The following is a 19,321-nucleotide window of genomic DNA, read 5'->3' on the forward strand; positions in this document are numbered from 1 at the left end:
AGTAAACTCGTCATTATTCAGACCGTTGTGGCCTGAATAACTAAGATTACTCGCCTTTAGCTGCTTTGAAAGCTTCAGCCATTGCGTTGTTAGAGAAGTTTGCATCTTCCTGTTTGTTAACAGTTGCGATTGCATCTTTCTCGTCAGCTTCGTCTTTCGCACGAACAGACAGGCTGATTGCGCGGTTTTTACGATCAACGCCGGTGAATTTAGCTTCAACTTCGTCGCCAACGCTCAGAACCAGAGTTGCATCTTCAACGCGGTCACGGGATGCTTCAGAAGCACGCAGGTAACCTTCAACGCCGTCAGCCAGTTCTACGGTTGCGCCTTTAGCGTCAACTGCAGTTACTTTACCGGTTACGATAGCGCCTTTCTTGTTCAGAGCAACGTAGTTGTTGAACGGATCTTCCGCCAGCTGTTTAACGCCCAGGGAGATACGCTCACGTTCTGCGTCAACCTGCAGTACAACTGCAGCGATTTCGTCGCCTTTTTTGTATTCACGAACTGCTTCTTCGCCTGCAACGTTCCAGGAGATGTCAGACAGGTGAACCAGGCCGTCGATGCCGCCGTCCAGGCCGATGAAGATACCGAAGTCAGTGATAGACTTGATTTTACCTTCAACACGGTCGCCCTTGTTGTGGGTTTCCGCGAACTGCTGCCATGGGTTAGATTTGCACTGCTTCAGACCCAGGGAGATACGACGACGTTCTTCGTCGATATCCAGAACCATAACTTCCACTACATCGCCAACGTTAACAACTTTGGACGGGTGGATGTTTTTGTTGGTCCAATCCATTTCGGAAACGTGAACCAGGCCTTCAACGCCTTCTTCGATTTCAACGAAGCAGCCGTAGTCGGTCAGGTTGGTCACGCGACCGGTCAGTTTGGTACCTTCCGGATAACGCTTAGCGATAGCTACCCACGGATCTTCGCCCAGCTGTTTCAGGCCCAGAGATACACGGGTACGCTCGCGGTCGAACTTCAGCACTTTAACAGTGATTTCGTCGCCAACGTTTACGATTTCGCTCGGATGCTTAACGCGTTTCCAGGCCATATCGGTGATGTGCAGCAGGCCGTCAACGCCGCCCAGATCAACGAATGCACCGTAGTCAGTGAGGTTCTTAACGATACCTTTGACTTCCATGCCTTCCTGCAGGTTTTCCAGCAGCTGATCGCGCTCTGCGCTGTTTTCGGATTCGATAACGGCACGACGAGAAACAACGACGTTGTTACGTTTCTGGTCCAGCTTGATGACTTTGAATTCAAGCTCTTTGCCTTCCAGGTGCAGCGTGTCGCGCACCGGACGAACGTCTACCAGGGAGCCCGGCAGGAACGCACGAATACCATTCAGCTCAACAGTGAAGCCACCTTTAACTTTGCCGTTGATAACACCGACTACAGTTTCAGCGTCTTCGTAAGCTTTTTCCAGCGTGATCCAAGCTTCGTGACGTTTAGCTTTCTCACGGGACAGCAGGGTTTCACCGAAGCCGTCTTCTACTGCATCCAGAGCAACGTCAACTTCGTCACCAACCTGGATTTCCAGCTCGCCCTGGGCGTTTTTGAACTGCTCAGCCGGGATGGCGGACTCAGATTTCAGACCAGCGTCAACCAGTACGATATCTTTGTCGATAGCAACAACAACACCACGAACGATGGAACCCGGGCGGGTTTCGATTTCTTTTAAGGATTCTTCAAATAGTTGAGCAAAAGATTCAGTCATGTTTAATCTTCAGGTTTCATATTTAACGTCCACCTGGCTCCGTGCCGGATGGGGTTGTTTAACATACCCGCTAACACTCCGTTGCTGCGGGGGTACTGCTATAATTCGGAGGCTCGCAACGCTTTACCGGTTAACGGCTAAGCGACAGCCAGTTTTTCGCGCGCATATTGTAGCGCTTTTTCAATTACTTGCTCAATGCTTAGTTCGGTGGAATCAAGAACTAAAGCATCAGCGGCCGGGATAAGCGGCGCCACGGCGCGATTACGGTCGCGATCGTCACGCTCTTTTATCTCGGACAAAAGACGTTCAAAGTTAACACTAAAACCCTTTTCCTGCAACTGTAGCAGGCGGCGCTGCGCACGTTCTTCCGCCGACGCATCGAGGAAAATTTTAACCGGCGCATCGGGGAAAACGACGGTGCCCATATCGCGGCCGTCGGCAATCAGGCCAGGCAGTTCGCGAAAGGCGCGTTGACGGCGCAGCAGCGCTTCGCGTACCCGCGGGAAGGCAGCGACTTTCGAGGCGGTATTGGCCACTTCCTGGGTACGGATCTCCGCACTGACATCCTCACCTTCCAGCACCACTTCCAGATTGCCGTCAGTAGAAATAAAACGTACATCGAGATGGGCTGCCAGCGGAACCAGCGCCTCTTCTGACTCGACGTCAACGTGATGATGTAAGGCCGCCAGCGCCAAAACGCGATAGATGGCGCCGGAATCAAGCAGATGCCAGCCAAGCGCTTCCGCCATTGCCTTGCACAACGTGCCCTTACCCGCACCGCCAGGTCCATCAATGGTGATTACCGGAACATTTGCCGTCATCTTTTTCTCCTTTAGCAAGGCGCATGAATATAAACGCCGCGCATTATACGCATCAATGCGCCAGAAAGTGAGCCTTGCGTGCAAATTACGGAATAGTTGAAATTAAATGTAGAAGAATTGCGCAATTATAGCGGGCTGGCAGAATACCAGCCCGCAAGATGACAAAGCTTTACCTTATCGGACGAGACAGAATTTACGCCAGGGTACTAATTCGCGCCAGCTGCTCGAAATAGTCCGGGAACGTTTTCGCCGTGCATTTTGGGTCAAGGATAGTGACCGGCGTCGCCGACAATGCCACCAGCGAGAAACACATCGCCATGCGGTGATCGTTGTAGGTGCCGATTTCAGCGAATTTCAGCGTCGCAGGCGGCGTAATGCGAATATAGTCTTCGCCCTCTTCCACTTCGGCGCCGACTTTACGCAGTTCAGTTGCCATCGCGAACAGGCGGTCGGTCTCTTTCACCCGCCAGTTATAAATATTGCGCAGCACCGTGGTGCCTTTCGCAAACAACGCCGCGGTAGCAATGGTCATGGCCGCATCCGGAATATGGTTCATATCCATATCAACGGCATTCAACTCACCGCGGGTACAGGCGATAAAATCGTCGCCCCAGACAACCGTCGCGCCCATTTTTTCCAGCACGTCGGCAAAGCGAATGTCGCCTTGTACGCTATTGCGACCAATACCGGTCACTTTTACCGTCCCGCCCTTGATAGCGCCGGCAGCGAGGAAATAAGAGGCTGAAGAGGCATCGCCCTCCACCAGGTAATCGCCCGGCGACTGATACTGTTGCCCGCCGCGCACGACAAAGCGCTGATAGTTGTGGTTTTCAACGTCAACGCCGAAGGTTTTCATCAGGTGCAGCGTGATATCGATATAAGGTTTAGATACCAGCTCGCCTTTAATCGCAATCGTCGTATCCTGCGGCGCCAGCGGCGCAGTCATCAGTAAAGCGGTAAGGAACTGGCTGGAGACGCTGCCATCGACTTCTACCTGGCCGCCGTTGAAACCACCGCGCAGGCGCAGGGGCGGATAGTTTTCCTGCTCCAGATACTCAATCTGCGCGCCCCCCTGGCGTAACGCATCGACCAGGTGGCCTATCGGCCGCTCTTTCATCCGCGGTTCGCCGGTCAGCACAATATCGTTGTGGCCGAGACACAACGCCGCCGCCAGCGGGCGCATCGCCGTACCGGCATTCCCGAGGAACAATTCCAGCGCGCCGCTGGCCTGTAACGGGCCGCCGTTGCCGGTGACTTCACAACGAGTGCGGTCGGCGGACAGGGTGTAGTGAACTCCCAGGGCGTTAAGCGCATTAAGCATATGGCGAACATCATCGCTGTCCAACAAATTGGTCAGCACGGTGGTGCCGTGGGCTAATGCCGCCAGCAGCAAAGCGCGGTTAGAAACACTTTTTGACCCGGGCAGGTTTACGGTGCCATCAACGCGCGCAATGGGTTGTAACGTCAGGGATTCCATGGAACTCAACTCTCAAAATACAGAATAAAAACCCCGCAGACCAGCCGCGGGGATGAAAATAAGCGCTCAGCAATTAGCCGCGGCGACGTTCGAAGTCCTGCATGAAGTCGGTGAGCGCCTTGACGCCAGCCAGCGGCATCGCATTGTAAATAGAAGCACGCATACCGCCTACCACGCGATGGCCCTTCAGCGCATGCAAACCGGCCGCAAAAGACTCTTCGAGGAACAGTTTATCCAGCGCGCTATCCGCCAGCTGGAACGGCACGTTCATCCGCGAGCGGTTCGCAGCGGCTACATCGTTACGATAAAAATCGCTGTTATCAATCACGCCATACAGCAGATCCGCTTTTTGACGGTTGATTTTATCCATCGCGGCCACGCCGCCCTGCTCTTTCAGCCATTTGAATACCAGCCCCGCCAGATACCAGGCGAAGGTCGGCGGCGTGTTGAACATTGAATCATTGGCGTTCAGCACGGTGTAATCAAGAATCGATGGGCAGGCGATACTGGCTTTACCCAGCAGGTCTTCACGCACGATAACCAGCGTCAACCCTGCCGGGCCGATATTCTTCTGCGCGCCAGCGTAAATCACGCCATAGCGGCTGACGTCGATTTCATGGGACAGAATACTGGAGGAGTAATCCGCGGTGACGACGACATCTTCGTTAAAATTCGGCGTTTCATGGATAGCAATACCATCGATGGTTTCATTTGGGCAGAAGTGCAGATAGGCTGCGCCCGGCGTCAACTGCCATTCGCTCATCGGCTTAACGGCCCGCAGGCCGTCAACGGTGGTTTTCGCATCGATAACGTTAGGCGTGCAGTATTTTTGCGCTTCTTTCACCGCACTTGCCGCCCAGTAACCGGCGTCCACATAATCTGCTGTCGTTTTATCACCCAGCAGATTTAACGGGATCCCGGCAAACTGACCGCGACCGCCACCATGACAGAACAACACTTTATAGTTGGAAGGGATATTGAGCAGATCGCGGAAATCCTGTTCTGCCGTTTCAGCCACCTGGATAAACTCCTTACCACGGTGGCTGATTTCCATTACCGACGTCCCCAGACCGTGCCAGTCGCACAGCTCCTGTTGCGCCAGTTTGAGAACTTCTGCCGGCAGCATTGCCGGGCCCGAACTAAAGTTATAGACCTGAGCCATTTCCCCTCACCACGTTGCTATATTGTCTGCACGCGAACCGTCGCGGGCATAAGTTATTCCTGTGGCTATCGGTTTTATCATTCAGTGACACACACCGCAACGAGTAAAACTAAGCGGCCCATAAACGAGGCCATCGTCACACAAAAGAATCAACCAGCTTGACGTCATTAAACCGACATAATTGCTGCAAGAGAATCGCTTTTAGCCTGCGTTCCGTCACCCATTCCGGATTTGGACCCACGGCATTAAATAGTTATCCACTACATTCACAGGTAACGATCTCGCCATAGCGCAATCCGTCAACTCATTTAATACTTGAATATTATCTTAATTCTTCATGAATTCTGTTTCCGCGAGAGCATGGCCATTTACCGCCGCATTCCCCGATCATTAAAATTTTTAAACCAGCCGATGAAGACTGGTATTAATCACTTTTAAAGGAATATTTATGCGTGAATTAACCTATAACGAAATGTCTGATGTGAGCGGCGGCTTTGGCCTGTTATCCATTCCGGCGGCAATTGGTTTGCTGGTCAGCATCCCGACAATTGTCATCGGCGCGATTACCGGGCCCTTTACGCTGGGTGCAGGCTTCGCAGTGATGGCGGCAGGCATCGTCGGTACCAGTCTTGCCGGCGCCGCGATGATCGTTAGCATTTGTACGCCTATCCTGTAACTTGCTATGGCATGTGGAGTTTCTCCGCATGCCATTTACCGCTCTTCTCTTTTTATCCATTGCCGCGGCTAACGACATAGCCACTTACCGGTAAAACCCGTATCATTGCCCATCCTGCCAACAATAAACGAATTGCTATGACCCAGACATTTATCCCCGGCAAAGATGCCGCCCTGGAAGATTCCATCGCTCGCTTCCAGCAGAAACTGCTCGACCTCGGATTTGATATCGAAGAGGCCTCGTGGCTGAACCCGGTACCACACGTGTGGTCCGTTCACATTCGCGATAAAGAGTGCGCGCTGTGCTTTACCAATGGTAAAGGCGCAACTAAAAAGGCGGCGCTGGCTTCCGCGCTGGGCGAATATTTCGAACGTCTGTCTACCAACTACTTCTTCGCGGATTTCTGGTTAGGCGATACCATCGCCAATGGTCCATTCGTTCATTATCCGAACGAAAAGTGGTTTCCACTGACCGAGGACGATGAAGTACCAGAAGGCCTGCTGGATGCCCGCCTGCGCGCCTTTTACGATCCGGACGATCAGTTGACCGCCAGCATGCTCGTGGATCTGCAATCCGGTAACGACGAGCGCGGCGTTTGCGGCCTGCCGTTTACCCGTCAATCAGACGGCGAAACCGTCTATATTCCGATGAACATCGTCGGCAACTTGTACGTCTCCAATGGCATGTCAGCCGGTAATACCGCAAATGAAGCGCGCGTGCAGGGCTTGTCTGAAGTCTTTGAGCGTCATATTAAAAACCGCATCATCGCAGAAAGCATCAGCCTGCCGGAGATCCCGGCTGAAGTAATGGCGCGCTATCCGGGCGTCGTTGAATCTATCGCCAAACTCGAAGCCGAAGGTTTTCCGATCTTCGCCTACGATGGCTCCCTTGGTGGTAAATACCCGGTTATCTGCGTGGTTCTGTTTAACCCGGCTAACGGTACCTGCTTCGCCTCTTTCGGCGCCCATCCGGATTTCGGCGTGGCGCTGGAGCGTACCGTTACCGAACTACTACAGGGCCGCAGCCTGAAAGACCTCGACGTCTTTACCCCGCCGACCTTTGATGACGAAGAAGTTGCCGAGCATGCCAACCTGGAAACTCACTTCATTGATTCCAGCGGCCTGATCTCCTGGGATATGTTTAAACAGGATGCCGACTATCCGTTCGTGGACTGGAATTTCTCCGGCACAACTGAAGAAGAGTTCGCCACCCTGATGGCTATCTTCAAAGCTGAAGATAAAGAAGTCTATATCGCCGACTACGAACATCTAAGCGTCTACGCCTGCCGGATCATCGTTCCGGGGATGTCAGATATTTATCCAGCGGAAGACCTGTGGCTCGCCAATAACAGCATGGGCGCGCACCTGCGTAGCACCATTCTCTCCCTACCGGGTAGCAAGTGGGAAAAAGAAGATTATCTGGCGCTCATTGAACAGATGGACGATGAAGGCCTTGATGATTTCACACGCGTCCGCGAGCTGTTAGGCCTGGCAACCGGCAAAGACAACGGCTGGTATACCCTGCGCATCGGCGAACTGAAAGCAATGCTGGCGTTGGCCGGCGGCGATCTGGATCAGGCGCTGATTTGGACGGAGTGGACCATGGAATTCAATGCCTCCATCTTCAGCCCTGAGCGCGCCAACTATTATCGCTGCCTGCAAACGCTGCTGCTGCTTAGTCAGGAAGAAGAACGCCAGCCGCTGCAGTATCTGAATGCCTTCATCCGTATGTATGGCGCAGATGCGGTGGAAGCCGCGAGCGCCGCTCTGAGCGGCGAAGCGCCGTTCTATGGCCTTCAGGCGGTCGATAACGATCTGCGCGCTTTCCCGGCGCATCAGTCTTTACTGAAAGCCTACGAAAAGCTACAGCGTGCCAAAGCGGCCTTCTGGGCCAAATAATCCTTTAGGGGTAAAAAAATAATGTACGGAGCCGCCAGCGGCTCCGTTTTCTTATGATTTGTGGCAAAACCACGCCATTTTGTAGGATCAAAGTTAAATATACGTAAAAATCAAACTTTGGTGATATTTAGATTGTTAATTTTAATAAAAATACTCCATTTTAATTAACCGTAATCAATGGTCACCCATGGAAATTTTCAACATTATTTGCAAATATTAAAATTTAGTTTTTCCTTTAAAATCAAAAAGATAAGTCAATAACAAGCTAATTCCACACGCAAAATGGGCCTATGACTCCGGTAGGATATGATCTACATCAAATTCCCTTCTATAATGCTTTGTTAGTATCACACCGCCAACTTATATAAAGAGAGAGTTAGTGTGAAAGCTGACAACCCTTTTGATCTTTTACTCCCTGCCGCGATGGCGAAAGTCGCCGAAGAAGCAGGTGTCTATAAAGCGACGAAACATCCGCTGAAGACGTTTTATCTGGCGATTACCGCAGGTGTCTTCATCTCCATCGCTTTTGTGTTTTATATCACGGCGACCACCGGTACTGCCGCAATGCCTTTCGGGATTGCCAAACTTATCGGCGGGGTATGCTTCTCACTAGGTCTGATTCTTTGCGTCATCTGCGGTGCTGACCTTTTCACCTCGACCGTACTGATCGTCGTGGCGAAAGCCAGCGGACGTATTACCTGGGGTCAGCTGGCAAAAAACTGGCTTAACGTCTATGTTGGAAACCTGATCGGCGCGCTGCTGTTTGTACTGCTAATGTGGTTATCCGGCGAATATATGACTGCCAACGGCGGCTGGGGCTTAAATGTTCTGCAAACTGCAGACCACAAAATGCACCACACGTTTATTGAAGCCGTCTGCCTGGGTATCCTGGCTAACCTGATGGTATGTCTGGCCGTCTGGATGAGCTACTCCGGCCGCAGCCTGATGGACAAAGCGATGATCATGGTGTTGCCGGTTGCGATGTTTGTCGCCAGCGGCTTTGAACACAGCATCGCGAATATGTTTATGATCCCGATGGGTATCGTAATTCGCAACTTTGCGAGCCCGGAATTCTGGACCGCTATCGGTTCAACTCCGGAGAGTTTTTCTCACTTAACCGTTATGAACTTTATCACTGATAACCTGATTCCAGTCACTATCGGAAACATCATCGGCGGTGGTTTGTTGGTTGGGTTGACGTACTGGGTCATTTACCTGCGTGGCGACGATCATCACTAATGGTTGTCTCAGGCAGTAAATAAAAAATCCACTTAAGAAGGTAGGTGTTACATGTCCGAGCTTAATGAAAAGTTAGCCACAGCCTGGGAAGGTTTTGCGAAAGGTGACTGGCAGAACGAAGTCAACGTACGTGACTTTATCCAGAAAAACTACACCCCATATGAAGGTGACGAATCCTTCCTGGCTGGCGCAACTGATGCGACCACCAAGCTGTGGGACAGCGTAATGGAAGGCGTTAAACAGGAAAACCGCACTCACGCGCCTGTTGATTTCGACACTTCCCTCGCATCCACCATCACTTCTCACGACGCGGGCTACATCGAGAAAGCGCTCGAGAAAATCGTTGGTCTGCAAACTGAAGCTCCGCTGAAACGTGCGATTATCCCGTTCGGCGGTATCAAAATGGTTGAAGGTTCCTGCAAAGCGTACAATCGCGAACTGGACCCGATGCTGAAAAAAATCTTCACCGAGTACCGTAAGACTCACAACCAGGGCGTATTTGATGTTTACACCAAAGACATCCTGAACTGCCGTAAATCCGGCGTCCTGACCGGTCTGCCAGATGCTTACGGCCGTGGCCGTATCATCGGTGACTACCGTCGCGTTGCGCTGTACGGTATCGACTTCCTGATGAAAGACAAATACGCTCAGTTCCAGTCTCTGCAAGAGAAACTGGAAAGCGGCGAAGATCTGGAAGCAACCATCCGTCTGCGTGAAGAAATTGCTGAACAGCATCGCGCTCTGGGTCAGATCAAAGAAATGGCAGCGAAATACGGCTGCGATATCTCTGGTCCGGCGACTACCGCTCAGGAAGCTATCCAGTGGACCTACTTCGGTTACCTGGCCGCCGTTAAATCTCAGAACGGCGCGGCAATGTCCTTCGGTCGTACTTCCAGCTTCCTGGATATCTACATCGAACGTGACCTGCAGGCGGGTAAAATCACCGAGCAAGACGCTCAGGAAATGGTTGACCACCTGGTCATGAAACTGCGTATGGTTCGCTTCCTGCGTACCCCGGAATATGATGAGCTGTTCTCCGGCGACCCGATTTGGGCAACTGAATCTATCGGTGGTATGGGCGTTGACGGCCGTACTCTGGTAACCAAAAACAGCTTCCGCTTCCTGAACACCCTGTACACCATGGGGCCGTCTCCGGAACCGAATATCACCATCCTGTGGTCTGAAAAACTGCCGCTGAGCTTCAAGAAATTCGCCGCTAAAGTATCCATCGATACCTCTTCTCTGCAGTACGAGAACGATGACCTGATGCGTCCGGACTTCAACAACGACGACTACGCTATCGCATGCTGCGTAAGCCCGATGGTTGTTGGTAAGCAAATGCAGTTCTTCGGCGCTCGCGCTAACCTCGCGAAAACCATGCTGTATGCCATCAACGGCGGCGTTGATGAAAAACTGAAAATGCAGGTTGGTCCGAAATCTGAGCCGATCAAAGGCGACGTGCTGAACTATGACGAAGTCATGGAGCGCATGGACCACTTCATGGACTGGCTGGCTAAACAGTACGTCACCGCGCTGAACATCATTCATTACATGCATGACAAGTACAGCTACGAAGCCTCTCTGATGGCGCTGCACGACCGTGACGTTATCCGCACCATGGCGTGTGGTATCGCAGGTCTGTCCGTTGCTGCTGACTCCCTGTCTGCTATCAAATATGCGAAAGTTAAACCGATTCGTGACGAAGACGGTCTGGCTGTTGACTTCGAAATCGAAGGCGAATACCCGCAGTTTGGTAACAACGATGCTCGCGTCGATGACATGGCCGTTGACCTGGTTGAACGTTTCATGAAGAAAATTCAGAAACTGCATACCTACCGCAACGCTATCCCGACTCAGTCTGTTCTGACCATCACCTCTAACGTCGTGTATGGTAAGAAAACCGGTAACACCCCAGACGGTCGTCGCGCTGGCGCGCCGTTCGGACCAGGTGCTAACCCGATGCACGGCCGTGACCAGAAAGGTGCTGTTGCCTCTCTGACTTCCGTTGCTAAACTGCCGTTTGCTTACGCTAAAGATGGTATCTCTTACACCTTCTCTATCGTACCGAACGCGCTGGGTAAAGATGACGAAGTTCGTAAGACTAACCTGGCCGGTCTGATGGATGGTTACTTCCACCACGAAGCGTCCATCGAAGGTGGTCAACATCTGAACGTGAACGTCATGAACCGCGAAATGCTGCTCGACGCGATGGAAAACCCGGAAAAATATCCGCAGCTGACCATCCGCGTATCTGGCTATGCGGTGCGTTTTAACTCCCTGACTAAAGAACAGCAGCAGGACGTTATTACTCGTACCTTCACTCAGACCATGTAATTCCCTGTCTGACTGAAAAAGCGTACAATAAAGGCCCCACATCAGTGGGGCCTTTTTAACAAGTGATTCCCTGCCCCAGCCTGCTTTGCCAGTTATCTATACTTTGGGTACCTGTCAAAACAGACTTAACACAGCCGGTTTGAGCTGTGCATCACAGGCCCTGGAGGGCCGAACCCGGAGATATCACCGCAATGTCAACTATTGGTCGTATTCACTCCTTTGAATCCTGTGGCACCGTCGATGGCCCAGGCATCCGCTTTATTACCTTCTTCCAGGGCTGCCTGATGCGCTGCCTTTACTGCCATAACCGCGACACCTGGGATACCCATGGCGGTAAAGAAATCACCGTTGAAGAATTGATGAAAGAAGTGGTGACCTATCGCCACTTTATGAATGCCTCCGGCGGCGGCGTCACCGCATCCGGCGGCGAAGCGATCCTGCAGGCGGAATTTGTCCGCGACTGGTTCCGCGCCTGTAAAAAAGAAGGCATTCATACTTGCCTCGATACCAACGGATTCGTGCGCCGCTACGATCCAGTGATTGACGAGCTATTGGAGGTCACCGATCTGGTGATGCTTGATCTCAAACAGATGAACGATGAAATCCACCAGAACCTGGTCGGCGTTTCTAACCATCGTACGCTGGAATTCGCGCAGTATCTGTCAAAGAAAGGGATTAACGTATGGATCCGCTACGTTGTCGTTCCCGGCTGGTCCGATGATGACGATTCCGCGCATCGCCTGGGTGAATTTACCCGCGATATGGGCAACGTCGAGAAAATCGAACTCCTGCCCTACCATGAGCTGGGTAAACACAAATGGGTAGCGATGGGCGAAGAGTACAAGCTTGACGGCGTACACCCGCCGAAGAAAGAGACCATGGAGCGGGTGAAGGGTATCCTTGAGCAGTATGGTCATAAGGTGATGTACTAAACCGGCAGCGGGCCGGAGGTACTCTCACCACGGCCCGCAACTATAATAGTATCAATCCCGCCGATAACGCCTCATCATGAGCGCAATACCGTCTGCCCGCAGAAATATTCATTAATCAAAACGGACTACGCGCGGCCTTCGCCGCGCGCCAGATTGGTTACGCATGTGCCACCGGCGTCGGGTGATGTCCGGCTTTGCGCAGCAGCGTCAGCAGGTAGATAAACGATACGCTGGCGATCATGATAAACAGCAGGTTATCAGAAAAGTTCTGCATCAGCATTGCCGTCAGGGTCGGTCCCAGCAGGCTGCCAATGGTATAACTCATCAGCAGCGCCTGGTTCATCGCCACCAGTTGATGGTGTTCAACCTTCTCGCAGGCCCAGGCCATCGCCACCGGATACAAAGTAAAACCGGATGCGCCGAGCACAAAAAGCGCCGGCGCCATTGCCGCCTGGCTGAGCATCGCCAGACAGCCCAGAATCACCACAAAGACCTGAACGCGCAACACCAGAAGGCGGCCATAGCGGTCAGCCAAACGCCCTACCGGCCACTGCCCAAGGATCCCGGCGCTGACCATCACCGCCATCCAGAAACCAATACCGGAATCGCTGACGCCCTGGTGGTTCAGCCACAGCGGCATCAGGCCGTATAGTGAACCGAGTACAATACCGGATATAATGCAGCCATTCACACCGTGGCGAGCCTGACGCAGCTTCAGCATCGGCCAGATACGTACCGTTTCATGCGGCTCGTCGGCCTGGCTCATGATACGCGTAAACAGCAGCGGCAGGATCGCCGCCAGCGCCAGGCCGGTAACCCACGGCAACACGCTCATTAAATCGGTCGGTAATTTACTTACCATCAGTTGACCCAACACGGTACCGACGTAATAGACCATCATGTACGCCGCCAGCAGCCTACCGCGGCTGCGGGAAGTACCGCTGCACACCAGCGCGCTTTCCACCACCACCCAGATCATCGCGCAGCCCACGCCGGCGATAAAACGCCAGCTCAGCCATGTCCAGAAACCGAGTGTAATACCCAGGCCAACGCAGCCGACGGCAAAAATCAATGACGCCAGGTAATAGCTACGATTAAACCCCAGACGTTTAATGACCCAACCGGCAAATAAGGTTCCCACCAGGTTACCGGTGAAATAAGAGGAGCCGACCATCCCAACCTGCCAGGTTGGCATATTTTCATGGGCGAGCCAGAGCGGGACAAGCGTATTTAAAACCGCGATTGCCAGCGTCAACAGAAGCAGGCCACAGAGCAACATTTGCACTGGGCGAGTGTAGATGGTCATGGGTGTTAACCGTGAGGAAGTTCAGATTTCGTGCGCATCATGCCACTGCTGTAAACATTGTCAATCCGCCAGAATTCAGGCCTGACGCGGTTTTCAGAGCAACGATAGAAGTTTTTTATCCAGCGCAGCGGCAACGGAATTATTCTTTATATTATTCCATTGTTTTTATTAATTTATTGGAAAACCAGGAAGGAAATATCAGTAGAAAAATTTCATCAATCAACCGCATTTTTTCATCACGCCGGAATAGGCTTCCGGCGTGATTTCACGTTATTAACTGGCGATAGCCATACCGACGGTCATATGTAGACCATAGAATACGCCGCGGCCAATCATCTCGCCGGCCAGCACCAGCACAAGCGCCAGCCCCAGCAGCGGCAATGCGGGTTGATAACCTTTAAGCTGCGGTACAATCCAGCAGACCAACGCCAGCACTAACGCGACCGTCCGCCATGCCATTAAGGAACCGTAATTCGGCACCAGCGCCGAAGCCTGCTGAATCGAACTATGGATCGTCGCCAACTCGCTGCCCTGAATCAACGCGACGGTCACGCTAATCACCAACGCCACCAGCATAATCACCGGCAATAAACGCATCGCCCAACCGTCCACACCCGCGACACGCAGCAACAGGTAGCCCAACAGCGGCCCGCCGATAAACACGGTCAAGAAGAAGTTGAGCGGCGTCCAGATGGTATACCAGGTGGGTACGGTATCGATGGTGTTATATACGCGGATCATCATCCAGACAAAGATGACGCCGAGGATCATGGTGACGACCAGCCACAGATTGCGCAGCACAGACGGCAGTTTGTTTACCACCGCCAGCAGCCAGCCAATCCCGCCGACGGCAAAGAAAAGCGCGCCGCTGGCGATTTCATTGCTTAACGATGATGCGCCAACGCGGTTCAGCGAATTAAACGCGCGCATTGGAGAACCAAGGTGCATGGTGGAGGCAATAAAACCGATCCCCATTAGCACCCACAGCCCGAACATGCTCATTACCACCCGCTGCTGCCGCTCGCGCGAAAGTTCGCCCTTCATCAACGCCAGCGCGAGAACGATAAAGCCCCCGGCGACGCACTGCCCGAAGACCGTGAAAATCATCAGCGGCCATTCATGCCATCCATTTCCCATTTTAGACCTCCTTCGGATTGGCCAGATAGCCAGTGGTATCGCCGCACGGACGGCTGTTGGCGTTTGGTTTTATCACAATGCTCGGCCTGGTGAAGTGCGCTGACGGCAGCGGCGCCACGGCGGCCAGTTGGCCGTGCTTTTCACGCAGTTCGGCAATCGGCCCGAAGTCCAGCGCCCGCAGCGGGCAGGACTCGACGCAAATCGGCTTTTTGCCTTGTGCCACACGCTCGTGACAGCCATCGCATTTGGTCATATGCCCTTTAGCGGCGTTGTACTGCGGCGCGCCGTACGGGCAGGCCATATGGCAGTAGCGACAGCCAATGCACACCTCTTCATTAACCACCACAAAACCATCTTCGCGCTTGTGCATTGCCCCGCTCGGGCAGACCTTGGTGCACGCCGGGTCTTCGCAGTGGTTACAGGCGATAGAGAGGTAGTAGGCAAAAACGTTCTGATTCCAGACGCCGTTGTCCTCCTGCCAGTCGCCGCCGGCATACTCGTAGATACGACGGAAGCTGACGTCCGGCGTCAGGTTCTTGTAGTCTTTACAGGCCAGCTCGCAGGTTTTGCAACCGGTGCAACGGGCGGAATCGATAAAAAATCCATACTGAGTTGTCATCGGTTACTCCTTACAGCTTTTCAACCTGGACGAGGTTGGTATGCGATGGGTTGCCTTTCGCCAACGGCGACGGTCGTTGGGTGGTCAGCACGTTAATGCTGCCGGCCTGATCCACGCGTGAGGCATCCGGGTTATACCAGGCACCCTCGCCCAGCGCGACGACGCCAGGCATCATTCGCGGCGTCACTTTCGCTTCGATATGCACTTCACCGCGGTCGTTGAAAATGCGTATGCGATCGCCGTTGGCGATGCCGCGCCTCTGCGCATCGATCGGGTTAATCCACATCTCCTGACGGCAGGCTGCCTGCAGGACATCAACGTTGCCATACGTTGAGTGGACGCGAGATTTATAGTGGAACCCCGTCAGCTGTAGCGGATATTTAGCGGTCAACGGATCGTTGTAGTTTTCAAAACCAGGGGTGTAGATCGGCAGCGGATCGATCACATCGCCTTCAGGCAGTTCCCAGGTCGCGGCGATTTTGGCAAGCTCCTGGGAGTAGATTTCGATTTTGCCCGATGGCGTGGTCAGCGGATTGGCCTGCGGATCGTCACGGAAGGCTTTATACGCCACATGATGACCTTGTGGGTCACGCTGCTTGAAGATGCCCTGCTGGCGGAAAGTATCAAAATCCGGCAGTTCGGGAATCGCTTTACGCGACTGCTCATACAAATAGCGCATCCAGCCTTCCTGAGTGCGCCCTTCGGTAAACTTCTCCGCCACCCCCATACGTTTCGCCAACTCGGTGGTCATCTCATAGATAGTTTTGCATTCGAAACGCGGTTTAATAGCCTGGTCGGCAAAGATGACGTAAGACATATTGCCGCAGGAGGCATCCAGCGCGAAGTCCATCTGCTCCGAGGCGGTACAGTCCGGTAGCAGAATATCGGCGTATTTCGCAGACGACGTCATGTGGCAGTCGATTACCACAATCATTTCGCACTTCTTATCGTCCTGCAGAATTTCGTGGGTGCGGTTGATCTCGGAGTGTTGGTTGATAAGGCAGTTACCCGCGTAGTTCCAGATCATTTTGATCGGCACGTCGAGCTTATCTTTGCCGCGTACGCCATCACGCAGCGCGGTCATTTCCGGACCGAGTTCAATCGCGTCGGTCCACATAAACATGGAGATGCTGGTCTCTACCGGGTTTTCCAGCGTCGGCATGCGTTCGAAAGGCAAGCTATATGAACCTTCACGCGCACCGCTATTACCGCCATTGATGCCAACGTTGCCGGTCAGAATGGCGAGCATAGAGATGGCGCGGGTGGCGATTTCGCCGTTGGCGTGACGCTGAGGTCCCCAGCCCTGGCTGATATACGCCGGTTTCGCCGTCGCAATCTCACGGGCCAGCTTCACAATGCGCTCACGCGGGATCCCGGTAATGGTGGATGCCCACTCCGGCGTTTTAGCGATACCGTCGGAGCCCTGACCAAGAATGTAAGCTTTATAATGCCCATTAGCCGGCGCATCGGAAGGTAAGGTTTTCTCGTCGTAGCCGACGCAGTATTTATCGAGGAAGGGTTGATCGACCAGATTTTCAGTAATCATCACCCATGCCAGCGCTGAAATGAGCGCCGCGTCGGTTCCCGGACGAATCGGGATCCATTCATCTTCACGCCCGGCGCCGGTGTCGGTATAGCGCGGATCGATAATGATCATGCGGGCGTTGGATTTCTGCCGCGCCTGCTCAAGGTAGTAAGTGACCCCGCCGCCGCTCATTCGCGTTTCGCCAGGGTTATTGCCGAACAGCACCACCAACTGACTGTTTTCGATATCTGACGGACTGTTACCGTCTGCCCAACCGCCATAGGTGTAATTCAACCCCGCCGCAATCTGCGCCGATGAATAGTCGCCATAATGATTGAGATAGCCGCCGCAGCAGTTCATCAGACGAGCAATCAGGGTTTTACCCGGCGGCCAGGAACGAGTCAGAGTCCCGCCTAGCGTCCCGGTTCCGTAGTTCAGATAGATAGATTCGTTGCCATAATCTTTAATCAGGCGCTGCATATTGCTGGCGATAGTATCGAACGCCTCTTCCCAGCTAATTTGTTCGAATTTTCCTTCACCGCGTTTGCCAACGCGCTTCATCGGATATTTCAGCCGGTCAGGGTTATAGACGCGGCGGCGCATAGAGCGGCCGCGCAGACAGGCGCGGACCTGATGCAGGCCGTCGTAGTTATCGTCACCGGTATTATCGGTTTCTACGTACTTAATCGCGCCGTCAACCACGTGCATACGCAGCGGACAACGACTTCCGCAGTTTACGGTGCAGGCGCTCCAGACGACCTTCTCATTTTCCGGGGCCAACGTATCAGCGGCGTGCGCAATACGCGTAAAGGGCAAGGTCAATGCGTTACTGGCCATCGCCAGGCCGCCTATCGCCGTGGTTTTCATTAAACCACGTCGGCTAACTTCGGCAGCCAGTAAAGCATCGGGGGCTTTGATTTTCATAGATACTCGCTTTGGTTGCTCACAATAAGCTGACAATCGTTATATAATTTTATATATATCGGATTTTATTGGCTTTTTATGCTGTATTAATCCAAAGGGAGTATCACCGGATTCACTGAATGGATTATTGCCCGGTATCAATAAGGATATAAAAAAAGCGCCCACAGGCGCTTTTAAGGAAAGAGTAGAAAAGATTAACCGATATATTCGAGGCCGCGCATATACGGGCGCAGGACTTCCGGGATCTCGATACGGCCATCGGCCTGCTGATAGTTTTCCATCACCGCAACCAGCGTACGGCCAACCGCCAGACCAGAACCATTCAGAGTATGAACGAGACGAGTCTTTTTGTCGGACTTGCTGCGGCAACGCGCCTGCATACGACGCGCCTGGAAATCCCAGACGTTGGAGCAGGAAGAAATTTCGCGATAGGTATCCTGCGCCGGAACCCACACTTCGAGGTCATAGGTTTTACAGGCGCTGAAGCCCATATCGCCGGTGCACAGCGCTACCTTACGGTACGGCAGACCCAGCAGTTGCAGAACCTTCTCAGCGTGGCCGGTCATCTCTTCCAGCGCCGCCATGGAGTCTTCCGGACGTACGATCTGCACCATTTCAACTTTGTCGAACTGGTGCATACGGATCAGACCGCGAGTATCACGACCATAGGAACCCGCTTCAGAACGGAAGCACGGCGTATGGGCGGTCATTTTGATCGGCAGATCGTCTTCGTCGATGATTTCGTCGCGGACCAGGTTGGTCAGCGGCACTTCGGCGGTCGGAATCAACGCGTAGTTGCTGCTATCGGCTTCTTCTTCCAGCGGACGAGTATGGAACAGGTCGCCGGCGAATTTCGGCAACTGGCCAGTACCATACAGCGTGTCCTGGTTCACCAGATACGGAACATAGTTCTCGCTATAGCCGTGCTGTTCGGTATGCAGATCCAGCATGAACTGCGCCAGTGCGCGGTGCAGGCGGGCCAGTTGGCCTTTCATCACCACGAAACGGGAACCGGTCAGCTTAACGGCGGCGGCGAAGTCCAGACCGCCATGCATTTCGCCCAGCGTAACGTGGTCGCGCACCTCGAAATCGAACTGGCGCGGCGTACCCCAGCGGCTGACTTCAACGTTGTCGTTTTCGTCACGGCCAACCGGAACGTCATCGTGAGGAATATTCGGGATCGCCAGCGCGATATCGCGAATTTCCGCCAGCAGCGTTTCCAGCTCGGACTTTGCGGCATCCAGCTGTTCGCCAAGTTTGTTCACTTCCAGGCGTAATGGCTCGATATCTTCCCCGCGCGCTTTCGCCTGGCCAATGGATTTCGATCGGGAGTTACGCTCCGCCTGCAGGTTTTCGGTTTGAACCTGCAGAACTTTACGACGCTCTTCAAGAGCGCGCAGTTTATCTACATCCAGCTTAAAGCCCCGGCGTGCCAGTTTTTCTGCGACTGCGTCTGGCTCGGTACGCAGCAGATTGGGATCGAGCATGCTTATCCTGTGCTTATCGAATTTAAATAGGAAAAGTGGCCGCAAACTACGGCCACGGAAATAT

General features: G+C 53.3%; 14 protein-coding genes. 5 read left to right on the forward strand and 9 right to left on the reverse strand.

The features are described 5' to 3' along the window. Nucleotides 1-46: 46 nt before the first annotated feature. From rpsA to serC, 4 genes are all read right to left on the reverse strand, one after another. Complete coding sequence (rpsA, locus tag ACSEMK_RS16830) at nucleotides 47-1,720, reverse strand: 30S ribosomal protein S1 (protein ID WP_015367470.1); 1,674 nt, start codon at nucleotides 1,718-1,720, stop codon at nucleotides 47-49. Nucleotides 1,721-1,857: 137 nt separating this feature from the next. After that, nucleotides 1,858-2,541, reverse strand: a complete 684-nt coding sequence (gene cmk, locus ACSEMK_RS16835; protein WP_045375636.1) for a (d)CMP kinase — start codon at nucleotides 2,539-2,541, stop codon at nucleotides 1,858-1,860. Between the two features lie 193 nt (nucleotides 2,542-2,734). Beyond that, nucleotides 2,735-4,018 (reverse strand): 3-phosphoshikimate 1-carboxyvinyltransferase, encoded by a 1,284-nt coding sequence (gene aroA, locus ACSEMK_RS16840; protein WP_213317001.1) that lies wholly within the window; start codon nucleotides 4,016-4,018, stop codon nucleotides 2,735-2,737. A gap of 73 nt (nucleotides 4,019-4,091) precedes the next feature. After that, a complete protein-coding gene (gene serC, locus ACSEMK_RS16845) occupies nucleotides 4,092-5,180 on the reverse strand; it encodes a 3-phosphoserine/phosphohydroxythreonine transaminase (protein WP_087858151.1) in 1,089 nt (362 codons plus the stop codon). A 448-nt stretch (nucleotides 5,181-5,628) separates the two neighbouring features. On the opposite strand from serC, the gene ACSEMK_RS16850 reads away from it, so the two are divergent. The 5 genes from ACSEMK_RS16850 (at nucleotide 5,629) to pflA (ending at nucleotide 12,259) form a co-directional block, all read left to right on the forward strand. Continuing rightward, the gene (locus ACSEMK_RS16850) at nucleotides 5,629-5,856 is read left to right on the forward strand and encodes a hypothetical protein (RefSeq protein ID WP_015367475.1); all 228 of its coding nucleotides are present in this window, start codon (nucleotides 5,629-5,631) and stop codon (nucleotides 5,854-5,856) included. Between the two features lie 137 nt (nucleotides 5,857-5,993). Further along, the gene (ycaO, locus tag ACSEMK_RS16855) at nucleotides 5,994-7,754 is read left to right on the forward strand and encodes a 30S ribosomal protein S12 methylthiotransferase accessory factor YcaO (protein WP_430914973.1); all 1,761 of its coding nucleotides are present in this window, start codon (nucleotides 5,994-5,996) and stop codon (nucleotides 7,752-7,754) included. 381 nt (nucleotides 7,755-8,135) lie between these two features. Further along, nucleotides 8,136-8,993, forward strand: coding sequence for a formate transporter FocA (focA, locus tag ACSEMK_RS16860; protein WP_015367477.1), 858 nt, complete (start codon nucleotides 8,136-8,138; stop codon nucleotides 8,991-8,993). Nucleotides 8,994-9,044: 51 nt separating this feature from the next. Next, on the forward strand, nucleotides 9,045-11,327 hold the full coding sequence (pflB, locus tag ACSEMK_RS16865) for a formate C-acetyltransferase (RefSeq protein ID WP_316424472.1): 2,283 nt from the start codon (nucleotides 9,045-9,047) through the stop codon (nucleotides 11,325-11,327). Nucleotides 11,328-11,518: 191 nt separating this feature from the next. Further along, nucleotides 11,519-12,259, forward strand: coding sequence for a pyruvate formate lyase 1-activating protein (gene pflA, locus ACSEMK_RS16870; RefSeq protein WP_015367479.1), 741 nt, complete (start codon nucleotides 11,519-11,521; stop codon nucleotides 12,257-12,259). Between the two features lie 157 nt (nucleotides 12,260-12,416). Here pflA and ACSEMK_RS16875 read toward each other — a convergent pair whose 3' ends face one another. From ACSEMK_RS16875 to serS, 5 genes are all read right to left on the reverse strand, one after another. Beyond that, a complete protein-coding gene (locus tag ACSEMK_RS16875; RefSeq protein WP_045389472.1) occupies nucleotides 12,417-13,565 on the reverse strand; it encodes an MFS transporter in 1,149 nt (382 codons plus the stop codon). Nucleotides 13,566-13,838: 273 nt separating this feature from the next. Continuing rightward, the gene (locus tag ACSEMK_RS16880; protein ID WP_271032263.1) at nucleotides 13,839-14,702 is read right to left on the reverse strand and encodes a dimethyl sulfoxide reductase anchor subunit family protein; all 864 of its coding nucleotides are present in this window, start codon (nucleotides 14,700-14,702) and stop codon (nucleotides 13,839-13,841) included. Nucleotide 14,703: 1 nt separating this feature from the next. Then, nucleotides 14,704-15,321: a DMSO/selenate family reductase complex B subunit gene (locus ACSEMK_RS16885; protein ID WP_015367482.1), complete on the reverse strand. Its 618-nt coding sequence runs from the start codon at nucleotides 15,319-15,321 to the stop codon at nucleotides 14,704-14,706. Between the two features lie 10 nt (nucleotides 15,322-15,331). After that, entirely contained in the window at nucleotides 15,332-17,770 is a 2,439-nt protein-coding gene (dmsA, locus tag ACSEMK_RS16890) for a dimethylsulfoxide reductase subunit A (RefSeq protein ID WP_430914972.1), read from the reverse strand. A 194-nt stretch (nucleotides 17,771-17,964) separates the two neighbouring features. Further along, nucleotides 17,965-19,257, reverse strand: coding sequence for a serine--tRNA ligase (gene serS / locus ACSEMK_RS16895; protein WP_015704878.1), 1,293 nt, complete (start codon nucleotides 19,255-19,257; stop codon nucleotides 17,965-17,967). Between the last annotated feature and the right edge of the window lie 64 nt (nucleotides 19,258-19,321).

It is taken from the genome of Klebsiella sp. K-3 (genome assembly GCF_051207495.1).
Taxonomy (GTDB): Bacteria; Pseudomonadota; Gammaproteobacteria; order Enterobacterales; family Enterobacteriaceae; genus Klebsiella; species Klebsiella aerogenes.